The 12,487-nt window shown below is 71.8% G+C and carries 8 protein-coding genes; 7 read left to right on the top strand and 1 reads right to left on the bottom strand.

The features are described from left to right. Positions 1–253 precede the first annotated feature (253 nt). The 5 genes from ACZ56E_RS28910 to ftsH all read left to right on the top strand — a co-directional run bounded on the left by ACZ56E_RS28910 (position 254) and on the right by ftsH (position 9,095). Complete coding sequence (locus ACZ56E_RS28910; protein WP_471218612.1) at positions 254–1,618, top strand: ammonium transporter; 1,365 nt, start codon at positions 254–256, stop codon at positions 1,616–1,618. After that, positions 1,615–1,953, top strand: a complete 339-nt coding sequence (locus tag ACZ56E_RS28905; protein WP_471218610.1) for a P-II family nitrogen regulator — start codon at positions 1,615–1,617, stop codon at positions 1,951–1,953. Before ACZ56E_RS28910 ends, ACZ56E_RS28905 begins: the two co-directional genes overlap by 4 nt. Before the next feature lie 71 nt (positions 1,954–2,024). Continuing rightward, positions 2,025–4,574: a [protein-PII] uridylyltransferase gene (locus ACZ56E_RS28900; protein WP_471218608.1), complete on the top strand. Its 2,550-nt coding sequence runs from the start codon at positions 2,025–2,027 to the stop codon at positions 4,572–4,574. 908 nt (positions 4,575–5,482) lie between these two features. After that, on the top strand, positions 5,483–7,036 hold the full coding sequence (gene ffh / locus ACZ56E_RS28895; protein WP_468611437.1) for a signal recognition particle protein: 1,554 nt from the start codon (positions 5,483–5,485) through the stop codon (positions 7,034–7,036). A gap of 124 nt (positions 7,037–7,160) precedes the next feature. Beyond that, on the top strand, positions 7,161–9,095 hold the full coding sequence (gene ftsH / locus ACZ56E_RS28890; RefSeq protein ID WP_471218605.1) for an ATP-dependent zinc metalloprotease FtsH: 1,935 nt from the start codon (positions 7,161–7,163) through the stop codon (positions 9,093–9,095). Between the two features lie 34 nt (positions 9,096–9,129). Here ftsH and ACZ56E_RS28885 read toward each other — a convergent pair whose 3' ends face one another. Then, on the bottom strand, positions 9,130–9,990 hold the full coding sequence (locus tag ACZ56E_RS28885; protein WP_471218603.1) for an SAM-dependent methyltransferase: 861 nt from the start codon (positions 9,988–9,990) through the stop codon (positions 9,130–9,132). A 217-nt stretch (positions 9,991–10,207) separates the two neighbouring features. On the opposite strand from ACZ56E_RS28885, the gene proS reads away from it, so the two are divergent. Both proS and ACZ56E_RS28875 read left to right on the top strand, forming a co-directional pair. After that, positions 10,208–11,623, top strand: a complete 1,416-nt coding sequence (gene proS / locus ACZ56E_RS28880; protein WP_471218601.1) for a proline--tRNA ligase — start codon at positions 10,208–10,210, stop codon at positions 11,621–11,623. A 259-nt stretch (positions 11,624–11,882) separates the two neighbouring features. Further along, on the top strand, positions 11,883–12,479 hold the full coding sequence (locus tag ACZ56E_RS28875; protein ID WP_362994255.1) for a hypothetical protein: 597 nt from the start codon (positions 11,883–11,885) through the stop codon (positions 12,477–12,479). Positions 12,480–12,487: the final 8 nt, after the last annotated feature.

The raw sequence follows: 12,487 nt of genomic DNA, 5'->3' as shown, positions 1-12,487 counted from the left end.
GGCCCCGGCCGCGGCCGGACCATCCCTTACAGCCCGACTCGGCTCCCCCCATGCCAGGTCAGCCGGATGGCCGCCGCGGCCGGTTCTCATGCTCGCGCAGGGTAGGAAACCGCACCCCGCGCCACCCGGCAGTTCATGGCCGCGTAACACGTAAGACCTCTTCGTCACTGCGGCGAAACACCGAGGGGCCCCCGCCGAAACCGTGCTGCGCCAATGTCTGGCGCACAACCGGCCCCACAGCGAGGAGACGCCGATGCCCCCAGGCATCACGATCGCCGCAGACGCCCCCGAGCTGTCTGCCGCCAACACGGGATTCATGCTCATCTGCTCCGCCCTGGTGATGCTCATGACGCCCGGACTGGCCTTCTTCTACGGAGGCATGGTCCGCGTCAAGAGCACCCTGAACATGCTGATGATGAGCTTCATCAGCCTGGGGATCGTCACCATCCTCTGGGTGCTGTACGGCTTCTCCGTCGCGTTCGGCACCGACCACGGCAGCCTCTTCGGCTGGGAGAGCGACTACGTCGGGCTCAGCGGCCTCGGCGTCAACCAGCTCTGGGACGGCTACACCATCCCGGTCTACGTCTTCGCCGTCTTCCAGCTGATGTTCGCGATCATCACGCCGGCGCTGATCAGCGGCGCCCTCGCGGACCGCGTCAAGTTCACGGCCTGGGCGCTGTTCGTCGCCCTCTGGGCCACGATCGTGTACTTCCCCGTCGCGCACTGGGTGTGGGGCACCGGCGGCTGGGCCTTCGAGCTCGGCGTCATCGACTTCGCGGGCGGCACGGCCGTCCACATCAACGCCGGAGCCGCGGCGCTCGGCGTGATCCTCGTCATCGGCAAGCGCGTCGGCTTCAAGAAGGACCCGATGCGACCCCACTCGCTGCCGCTCGTGATGCTCGGCGCGGCCCTGCTGTGGTTCGGCTGGTTCGGCTTCAACGCCGGATCGTGGCTCGGCAACGACGACGGCGTCGGCGCGCTCATGTTCGTCAACACGCAGGTCGCCACCGCCGCGGCGATGCTCGCCTGGCTCATCTACGAGAAGATCCGGCACGGCGCGTTCACCACGCTGGGCGCCGCGTCGGGCGCCGTCGCCGGCCTCGTCGCGATCACCCCGTCCGGCGGCTCCTGCTCGCCGCTCGGCGCCATCGCCATCGGCGCCATCGCCGGTCTGCTCTGCGCCATGGCCGTCGGACTCAAGTTCAAGTTCGGCTACGACGACTCCCTCGACGTCGTCGGCGTCCACCTGGTCGGCGGCGTCGCCGGCTCGGTCCTCGTCGGCTTCTTCGCCACCGGCGGCGGCCAGTCGGAGGCGAAGGGCCTGTTCTACGGAGGCGGCCTCGAACAGCTGTGGAAGCAGCTCGCGGGCGTCGGCGCGGTCTTCGCGTACTCCCTGGTCGCCTCCGCGGTGCTCGCCCTCCTCATCGACAAGACGATCGGCATGCGGGTCAGCGAGGACGACGAGGTCGGCGGCATCGACCAGGTCGAACACGCCGAGACCGCGTACGACTTCAGCGGTGCGGGCGGGGGTACGGCTCCGCGTACGGCCGTTCCCGGACCGGTCCAGGGCGCGGCGGCGGCAGCACAGGCTCAGAAGAACAAGAAGGTGGACGCATGAAGCTCATCACCGCGGTCGTCAAGCCGCACCGGCTCGACGAGATCAAGGAAGCGCTGCAGGCCTTCGGAGTCCAGGGCCTGACCGTCACCGAGGCCAGCGGCTACGGACGGCAGCGCGGGCACACCGAGGTCTACCGGGGCGCCGAGTACACGGTCGACCTCGTGCCGAAGATCCGCATCGAGGTCCTCGTGGAGGACGACGACGCCGAAGAGCTCGTCGAGATCGTCGTGAAGGCCGCCCGCACCGGAAAGATCGGGGACGGCAAGGTCTGGAGCGTGCCGGTCGACACGGCTGTCCGGGTGCGGACCGGGGAGCGGGGGCCCGACGCGCTGTGAGGCGTGCGGGACCGGAGAAGTCACGGGGCGGGACGGAACGGGACTGAGCGGGACGGAACAGGAGCTGCTGGGTGACGAGTGTGGACGTAGGTACCGAAACGAAACCGGAAGACTCCGGACCCAGCGGCTACGCGGCGGCCCGGCTGCGGCTCCTCCAGGAGGAGTCGCGGTCCGGGCCGCCGCGCCGTTCCGCCCTGGCCGAGCTGACGGACGACTGGCTGGCCGGGCTCTTCCACGCCGGAGGGCGCGGCGGGGGCGGGGGCGGGGTCGCTGGAGTGCCGCGGGGTGCCGCGCTCGTCGCGGTGGGGGGTTACGGCCGCGGTGAGCTGTCGCCGCGCAGCGACCTCGACCTGCTGCTCCTGCACGACGGGAGCGCGGACCCGGCCGAGGTGGCCGCGCTCGCCGACCGCCTCTGGTACCCCGTCTGGGACCTCGGGCTCGCCCTCGACCACTCCGTGCGCACGCCCGCGGAGGCCAGGAAGACCGCGGGCGAAGACCTCAAGGTGCACCTCGGCCTCCTCGACGCGCGGCATGTCGCAGGAGACCTCGGACTGACCGCCGCGCTCCGCACGGCCGTGCTCGCCGACTGGCGCAACCAGGCACCGAAGCGACTGCCCGAGCTGCGCGCGCTCTGCGAGGAACGCGCCGAGCGGCAGGGCGAGTTGGGCCACCTGCTCGAACCCGACCTCAAGGAGGCCAGGGGCGGGCTCCGCGACGTGACCGCGCTGCGGGCCGTCGCCGCGTCGTGGCTCGCGGACGCGCCCCGCGAGGGACTCGCCGACGCCCGGCGGCGCCTCCTGGACGTGCGCGACGCGCTGCACCTGACGACGGGCCGCGCCACCGACCGGCTCGCCCTCCAGGAACAGGACCAGGTCGCCGCCGAGCTGGGCCTGCTGGACGCGGACACCCTGCTGCGACAGGTGTACGAGGCCGCGCGCGTCGTCTCGTACGCCGGCGACGTCACCTGGCGCGAGGTGGGCCGCGTCCTGCGGGCGCGGTCCGGGCGGCCCCGGCTGCGGGCGATGCTCGGGGGGCGGGGGGCCGGTCGAGGGGTCGGCCGCGGGGACGGCCGGGGGAGCGTCGCCGAGCGGTCGCCGCTCGCCGAGGGGGTCGTGGAGCACGAGGGAGAGGCCGTACTCGCGCTCGCCGCCCGGCCCGAACGGGACCCCGTGCTGCCGCTGCGCGCCGCGGCGGCCGCCGCCCAGGCGGGGCTTCCGCTGTCCCTGCACGCCGTGCGGCGACTGGCCGCCACGGCGGGGAACCTGCCCACGCCGTGGCCCGCCGAGGCGCGCGAGCAGCTCGTGACGCTGCTCGGCGCGGGACGGCCGACGGTCCCCGTGTGGGAGGCGCTGGAGGCGGAGGGGCTCATCACCCGGCTCCTGCCGGACTGGGAGCGGGTGCGGTGCCGGCCGCAGCGGAACGCCGTCCACACGTGGACGGTCGACCGGCATCTGGTCGAGACGGCGGTGCGTGCGGCCGAGCTCACCCGGCGGGTGGGGCGGCCCGACCTGCTGCTCGTCGCCGCGCTGCTGCACGACATCGGGAAGGGCTGGCCCGGTGACCACTCGGTGGCCGGGGAGATCATCGCCCGGGACGTCGCGGCACGGATCGGCTTCGACACGGGGGACGTGGCGGTCGTCGCATGCCTGGTCCGCCACCACCTGCTGCTCGTCGAGACGGCCACGCGGCGCGACCTCGACGACCCGGCGACCGTGCGGGGCGTCGCCGAGGCGGTGGGATCCGCGGGGACGCTGGAACTGCTGCACGCGCTGACCGAGGCGGACGCGCTGGCGACCGGGCCCGCGGCCTGGTCGGCGTGGCGGGGGGCGCTGGTCGCCGACCTCGTGAAGCGGGTGGGTGCGGTGCTCGCCGGGGACGAGCCCGCGGATCCCGGGGCCGCGGCGCCCACGGCCGAGCAGGAGCGGCTCGCCGTGGAGGCGTTCCGTACAGGTGGTCCTGTGCTGGCCCTGCGGGCGCGGGCGGAAGGGGAGCAGCCCGCCGAGGAGCCGGAGTCGGAGCCGCTGGAGGTGGAGCAGCTGGGGGTGGAGCTGATGGTCGCCGTCCCGGATCAGCCGGGAGTGCTGGCCGCAGTGGCGGGGGTGCTCGCGCTGCACCGGCTCGCGGTGCGGACCGCGGAGCTGCGGGAGGCGGGGCCGCCGGTGGGTGTCGAGGGCGTGGCGGGCGTGGAGGGCTCTGTGCTCCTCCTGAACTGGCGGGTCGCGGCGGAGTACGGGTCCTTGCCGCAGGCCGCCCGGCTCCGCGCCGATCTGGTCCGCGCCCTCGACGGCTCCCTGGACATCGCGGGCCGCCTCGCCGAACGGGACGCTGCCTATCCCCGGCGCCGCGGAACGGTCGCGCCGCCACCCCGGGTGACGGTCGCCCCGGCGGCCTCACGCCTCGCGACGGTCATCGAGGTCCGGGCCCAGGACGCCCCCGGCCTCCTCCACCGAATCGGCCGCGCGCTGGAGGCGGCGGGAGTGGTGGTGCGAAGCGCACATGTGTCGACGCTGGGGGCGAACGCGGTGGACGCGTTCTATGTGACGGACGCGGAGGGCACTCCGTTGCCGGGGGAGCGGGCGGCGGGGGTCGCCCGGGGGGTGGAGGAGGCGCTGCGGGGCTGAGTCTGGCGGGGGCGCCTTCTGCCGCCCGTGGGGCGGGGCCGCGGGGGTATGTGCGTACTCGCCATCCCTGCGCCGCGCTGCCCGGACAAAGGCGCCATGGTGTGCTCGGTGCTCCGTTCGCACATACCCCCACGTCCCCTCGGGTCCGCTGGCGGCTGCGGCCCGGTGGGGGGCTTGGGCCTTCCCCCCGGGCGTGCGAGCGGCTGCGGCCCGGTGGGGGTCTTGCGTCTTCCCCTGCGGGCGCGCTCGCGCCTGCGGCCCGGTGGGGGCCTTGCGCCTTCCCTCGGGCGCGCTTGCGGCTGCGGCCCGGTGGGGGCTCCGGCCTGTGCTCCCCCGCGCGGCAACTGCGTCGCGGGCGATCCCCGCCCCCCGGGCCCCTACTCCCGCAGGCACCGCAGGGCAATCCCCACCCACCCGCCCCAACTCCTGCTATACGTCGCGGGCCAACCCCGGCCACCCGCCCCTACCCCCGCAAGACGTCGCGGGGTAAACGGGTGGGTGGGTGGGAGACATCCGCCGCGAAGCGGCGGGCTCGGCGCTCCTACCCCGGGCAGGACGTCGAGGGGCAGCCCCACCCGCCCGCCTCTACCCCCGCAAGCCGTCGCGGGGCAGCCCCACCCCCCCCCGGCCCCTACCCCCGCAAGACGTCGCGGGGTAAACGGGTGGGTGGGTGGGAAGCATCCGCCGCGGAGCGGCGGGCTCGGTGCTCCTGCCCGGGCAGGACGTCGCAGGCCACGAAAGGCCCCCCGTGCCGGACGCGAGGAAGGAGGCGGCCGGGGCAGCCGGGGCGGGGAAGCCGACGGTGCGAGCCGGGGAAGTCGCGACCGGCGCCCCAGGTACCCGCACTCGCCAGATACTCTGGAAGGCGACCTGTCCCCCTTCCCCCGACCCGAGGATTCGCGACCGCCGTGTTCGATACTCTCTCCGACCGCCTCGCAGCGACATTCAAGAACCTCCGGGGCAAGGGCCGCCTGTCCGAGGCGGACATCGACGCCACGGCGCGCGAGATCCGCATCGCCCTGCTCGAGGCGGACGTGGCCCTGCCCGTCGTCCGCGCGTTCATCAAGCAGGTCAAGGAGCGCGCGGCCGGCGCCGAGGTCTCCCAGGCCCTCAACCCCGCCCAGCAGGTCATCAAGATCGTCAATGAGGAGCTCATCGGCATCCTGGGCGGCGAGACGCGCCGCCTGCGGTTCGCGAAGACCGCCCCGACCGTCATCATGCTCGCGGGTCTGCAGGGTGCCGGTAAGACGACCCTCGCGGGAAAGCTCGGTCTCTGGCTGAAGGGGCAGGGCCACTCGCCGCTCCTGGTGGCGTGCGACCTCCAGCGTCCCAACGCCGTCAACCAGCTCAGCGTCGTGGCCGAGCGCGCGGGCGTCGGTGTGTACGCCCCCCAGCCGGGCAACGGCGTCGGTGACCCCGTGCAGGTCGCCAAGGACTCCATCGAGTTCGCGAGGACGAAGCAGTACGACGTCGTCATCGTCGACACCGCCGGCCGCCTGGGCATCGACCAGGAGCTGATGCAGCAGGCCGCGGACATCCGCGACGCCGTCAGCCCGGACGAGGTCCTCTTCGTCGTCGACGCCATGATCGGTCAGGACGCCGTCAACACGGCGGAGGCCTTCCGCGACGGCGTCGGCTTCGACGGCGTCGTGCTGTCGAAGCTCGACGGCGACGCCCGCGGTGGCGCCGCCCTGTCGATCGCCCAGGTCACCGGCCGCCAGATCATGTTCGCGTCGAACGGCGAGAAGCTGGACGACTTCGACGCGTTCCACCCGGACCGCATGGCGTCGCGCATCCTCGGCATGGGCGACATGCTCACGCTGATCGAGAAGGCCGAGCAGACCTTCTCGCAGCAAGAGGCCGAGAAGATGGCCGAGAAGCTGGCCTCCAAGAAGGGCCAGGACTTCACGCTCGACGACTTCCTGGCCCAGATGGAGCAGGTCAGGAAGATGGGCAGCATCAGCAAGCTGCTCGGGATGATGCCCGGCATGGGGCAGATCAAGGACCAGATCAACAATCTGGACGAGCGGGACGTCGACCGGACCGCCGCCATCATCAAGTCCATGACGCCCATGGAGCGTCAGGAGCCGACGATCATCAACGGCTCGCGGCGGGCCCGTATCGCCAAGGGCTCCGGCGTCGACGTCAGCGCCGTGAAGAACCTCGTCGAGCGGTTCTTCGAGGCACGCAAGATGATGTCCCGCATGGCCCAGGGCGGCGGCATGCCGGGTATGCCCGGGCTGCCGGGCATGGGCGGCGGCCCCGGCAAGCAGAAGAAGAAGCAGAAGCAGGCCAAGGGCAAGCGGAAGTCGGGCAACCCGATGAAGCGCAAGCAGGAGGAGCAGGAGGCCGCAGCGCGCCGCGAGGCCGCGAACCAGGCCGGTTCCGCCTTCGGGATGCCGGGCGCGCAGCCGGGCAAGGACTTCGAGCTGCCGGACGAGTTCAAGAAGTTCATGGGCTAGTTCGGACGTGTTGTACGCCGCTTGGGGCGCCCCTCTGGTGAGGGGCGCCCCCAGCGTTTTCCGGGCGGCGCTCTCCGGTGGGAGAGCGGGTGCCGGTGGCCGAGTTGTGTCGTAACGTCCGGGTATGAGCAACCCCGTGCCGCCGGACCGGGCCCCCGACAAGCCGTGGCGCTCCGAGGGCGCGCCCTCGCCCGGCCCCACGCCGCCGCCGAGGAAGAAGATGCCCGGCGGCTGGGGCGGCCTGATCGTGACGGCCCTGGTCGTCTTCGTCATCGCCAACCTCGTGCTGTCCTTCTTCAGCGACGGCGACGAGCCGACGATCTCGTACACGGAGTTCAGCAAGCAGGTCGACTCCGGCAACGTCACGAAGATCTACTCCAAGGGCGACGCGATCCAGGGCCAGCTCAAGAAGGAGCAGCCCAAGCCCGGCAAGGACAAGGGGAACTACACCAAGTTCACGACGCAGCGGCCCGCCTTCGCCGACGACAAGCTCTGGGACGACCTCACCAAGCACGACGTGACGGTCACCGCCGAGCCCGTCGTGCAGGAGCGCAGCTTCCTCTCGAACCTCCTCATCTCGCTCGCCCCGATGCTGCTCCTCGTCGTTCTGTGGATCTTCATCGCCCGGCGTATGAGCGCCGGAATGGGCGGCGGTGGCGGCATGCTCGGGCGCAAGACGCCGCCCAAGCCGGTCGAGCTGGAGCCCGGTGCGAAGCGGACCACGTTCGAGGACGTGGCGGGCATCGACGAGGTCGAGGGCGAGCTCAACGACGTCGTCGACTTCCTCAAGAACCCGGACGCCTATCGGGCGATGGGCGCCAAGATGCCGCGCGGTGTGCTCCTCGCGGGGCCGCCCGGCACCGGCAAGACGCTGCTCGCGCGCGCCGTCGCCGGCGAGGCGGGCGTCCCCTTCTTCTCCGCCTCCGCCTCGGGGTTCATCGAGATGATCGTGGGCGTCGGCGCCTCACGCGTACGGGAGCTCTTCGCCGAGGCCCGCAAGGTCGCCCCGTCGATCATCTTCATCGACGAGATCGACACCATCGGACGCGCGCGCGGCGGCGGCAGCGGGATGGGCGGGCACGACGAACGCGAACAGACGCTGAACCAGATCCTCACCGAGATGGACGGTTTCTCGGGCGCCGAGGGCGTGATCGTGCTCGCCGCCACCAACCGCGCCGACATCCTCGACCCCGCCCTCACCCGGCCGGGCCGCTTCGACCGGGTCGTCAACGTCTCGCCACCCGACCGGGGAGGACGCGAGGCCATCCTCAAGATCCACACGAGGCCCATCCCGCTGGCCGACGACGTCGACCTCGCCCAGGTCGCCCGTACGACACCGGGCATGACCGGCGCCGAACTGGCCAACCTCGCCAACGAAGCCGCCCTCATCGCCGTCAAGCGCAAGCAGCGGACGGTCACACAGTCCGACCTCTCCGAAGCCATGGAAAAGGTGCAGCTCGGCGCCGAACGGCCCCTGGTGATGCCGGAGGACGAGCGCCGGCGCACGGCTTACCACGAGAGCGGACACGCCCTGCTCGGTATGCTCCAGCCCGGCGCCGATCCGGTCCGCAAGATCACGATCGTGCCGCGCGGGCGCGCCCTGGGCGTGACGCTCTCGACCCCGGACTCCGACAAGTACGCCTACACCGAGGAATACCTTCGGGGCCGCATCATCGGTGCCTTGGGAGGCATGGCCGCCGAACACGTCGTCTACGAAGTCATCACCACCGGCGCCGAGAACGACCTGGAGCAGGTCACCAACATCGCACGCGGCATGGTCGGCCGGTGGGGCATGAGCGCCCGGGTGGGCCGCCTCTCCGCCCTCCCCAACGACGCCCAGCAGGCCTACGGGCTCGCGGCGGCCCCGCACACCCTCGACACGATCGACGGCGAGATGCGGCGGATCGTCGACGAGTGCTACGAGAGCGCCTGCCGGCAACTGCGCGAGCACCGGGACCAGCTGGACGCACTCGCCGCAGCCCTGCTGGAGAACGAGACGCTGGAGGAAGCGGCGGCGTACCGGATCGCCGGCATCACCCGGATGGCCAAGGAGAGCTGACGCAAGACCCTGCTACGGAGAGGGCCGATCCCCCTTACGGAGTGAGCGCGATCAAGTACCGGAAGACGTTCGGCATCCACACCGTCCCGTCCCCGCGCCGATGCTGATGCAGCGCCTCCGTCAGCTCCTTGTCCACCTGCACCTGGTCCGTCGCCCGCGCCGCCGCGTCGAACAGCCCCGTCGACAGCAACCCGCGCGCCGCGCTCTCCACGTCCGCGTACCCGAAGGGGCACGCGACCCGGCCCGACCCGTCCGGCTTGAGCCCCGCCCGGTGGGCGACCTCCTCCAGGTCGTCCCGGAGCGCGGGACGCCAACTCCCCGTGGACCGCAACGGGTCGGTCAACTTCGTCGCCACCCGCAGCACGGAAGAGGTCGCACAGCGCTCCGGAGGGCCCCAGCCGACGAGCACCACCGGAGTGCCGCGCCCGGCGAGCGGAGCCGCCGCCTCCAGGAGCCCGGAAAGCCCGTCGGAGTCACCCGCCGTGCAGCCGATCGGCTGGAAGGCGGTGACGAGGTTGTACGCCGGCAGGTCAGGGTCCGCCGCGTCCGCGGGACCGCCCTCGATGAGCCGGGCGCCGGTACGCGCGCGTGCCTCCCCCGCGGCGTCCGGCAGGAGGCGTTCTCGCGCGAGAGCGAGGCGTTCGGGCTGCGACGGATCGACGCCGGTGACCACGGCCCCCCGTGAGGCCGCCATCAGCAGAGCGAGTCCGGAACCGCAGCCGAGCCCCAGGAGCCGGGTGGCGCCACCCACTTCGAGCCGTTCGTACACCGCTTCGTAGAGCGGAACCAGCATCCGTTCCTGGATCTCCGCCCAGTCACGCGCGCGTGCACACCGGTCCACGCGGGGCGTGGCGCCCGCGGGGGAGCGGTGCGACTGCACGAGTGTTGGTGTCATCGAATGCGCCCCAATCAGCCGAGAGTTAGTGCCGTGCCGTAATCCAACGGTTCCTCCGCCCCCGTGCAGTGCGCTCGCACTCCCCCCGTATGCCAGAGAACTCCGCATCCGTCGTGGAGTCCAGAGGTTGTGGGCCAATGGTTGTGTTCCACCGTCGTGCGCTCCCCGGACGATAAAAACGCGCACTCTCCGGAGGCCCGCCCCTACCATGCGCGCCATGGCCAAGACACCTGTGCTCACGCCCCAGGCGGACGACTTCCCGCGCTGGTACCAGGACCTGATCAACAAGGCCGAACTGGCCGACAACGGCCCGGTGCGCGGGACCATGGTGATCCGACCGTACGGCTACGGCCTGTGGGAGCGGATGCAGCAGGACATGGACGCCCGCATCAAGGCGACAGGCACGCAGAACGCGTACTTCCCCCTCCTCATCCCGCAGGCGTACCTGACCAGGGAGGCGGAGCACGTCGAAGGCTTCGCTCCGGAGCTTGCCGTCGTCACCTACGGCGGCGGCAAGGAGCTGGAGGAGCCGGCCGTCGTCCGCCCCACTTCGGAGACGATCGTCAACGAGTACTTCTCCAAGTGGGTGCAGAGCTACCGCGACCTCCCGCTGCTCATCAACCAGTGGGCGAACGTCGTCCGCTGGGAGCTGCGCCCGCGGTTGTTCCTGCGTACGTCGGAGTTCCTCTGGCAGGAGGGCCACACGGCCCACGCGACGTACGAAGAGGCCCGCGACTTCGCCGCCCACATCCACCGCCACGTCTACGGAGACTTCATGCGCGACGTCCTCGCCATGGACTTCGTGCTCGGCCGCAAGACCGCCAAGGAGCGCTTCGCCGGCGCCGTCAACACCCTCACCCTCGAAGGCATGATGGGCGACGGCAAGGCCCTCCAGCTCGGCACCAGCCACGAACTCGGACAGAACTTCGCCAAGGCCTTCCACACCCGGTACCTGTCCAGGGACGGCAACCAGGAACTGGTCTGGCAGACCTCCTGGGGCAGCACGACACGGCTGATCGGCGCCCTGGTGATGATGCACGGCGACGACAGCGGGCTGCGCGTGCCGCCCCGCCTCGCCCCCGTCCAGGCCGTCGTCCTCGCCATCAAGGGCGACGACGCCGTCCTGGCCAAGGTCCGCGAGATCGGCGAGACCCTGAAGGCCGCGGGCGTACGCGTCCAGGTCGACGACCGCACCGACATCCCCTTCGGGAGGCGCGCGGTGGACTGGGAGCTCAAGGGCGTGCCGGTGCGCGTCGAGGTCGGCCCGCGCGACCTGGAGAACGGCACCGCGATGCTGGCCCGCCGCCTCAGGGGAGGCAAGGAGCCGGTCGCGACCGACGCCCTCGCCGCCTTGCTGCCCACCATCCTCGAGGAGGACCAGGCGCTGCTCCTGAGCCAGGCCCGCGAGCGCCGCGAGTCCCGCACCTCGGACGTCCGCACGGTCGACGAGGCCGTGGAGGCCACCGCCGCGGGCGGCTGGGCGCGCATCCCGTGGGCCGTGCTCGGCGCAGAGGGCGAGGCGGGGCTGGCCGAGCACGGAGTGTCCGTACGGTGTCTGGTCGCGGAGGACGGGGCGGTGCCGGACGCCGATGAGACCCCGGGTAACGTCGCTCTTGTGGCCCGCGCCTACTGAGGAGCGCGACTCCGGTACCGGCGCACTGTTCCCGGCGCGCACGCGGCCCCGGGCAACACGAGCCCCGGCGCGAGGGGTTGTTCTACGCGCTGGGGCGTACGCGCCACTACGTACCGGCTTGATGCGAGCTGTGAGGCTTCTCCGCAGATCAGCGCACCCGCCCTCGTCCGGACACATCAACGGCAACTGACGGGTACGTGCAAATTATTTGGGATGCCCCGGAATGGAACCCCCGGGGCACCCGGCTCGTTGTCACGACGTGAGCACGACACCACCTGTTCTCGCCGCAGAGCTGGCACAGGCGTGGGCCGACATTCAGCGGCACCACCCCGAGCTGCCCGACCTTGCCGCGCCCGAATCCCTGATCGGAGAGTCGTCGTCCGCCTGCGGCGCCGAGCTCTCCTTCGAGCGACTGCTTCACGAGGCAGTCCATGGCATCGCCGCCTCGCGCGGCGTACGCGACACTTCACGCGCCGGCCGCTATCACAACCGCAGATTCCTCGCGATCGCCGAGGAGCTGGGCCTGGACCATCCCGAGGAGCCACATCCCAGCAGCGGCTTCTCGCTGGTCACGCTCAACCCCGAGGCCAAGAAGCGCTACCGCCCGACGATCGACCGACTGCACCGCGCCCTGAAGGCACACAGCGCGGCGACGACGGCGGACACCGCGCGCAGCTTCCGGGGACCGGCCGCCCGGCACGGCTCCTCCGGAGGAGGCGTGCGAGTGAAGGCCGTCTGCGACTGCGGGCGCAATGTCCGCGTCGTGCCCTCCGTGCTCGCCCAGGCGCCCATCATGTGCGGCGGCTGCGGAAAGCCCTTCCGGATCCCGGAAGTGGTCGGCGTGGGCGTGGGCTGAGCCGATGC

The organism is Streptomyces sp. NPDC039480 (assembly GCF_055597165.1).
The sequence above is the reverse complement of the archived record's forward strand: the minus strand, read 5'-3'. Positions and strand labels throughout refer to the sequence as shown.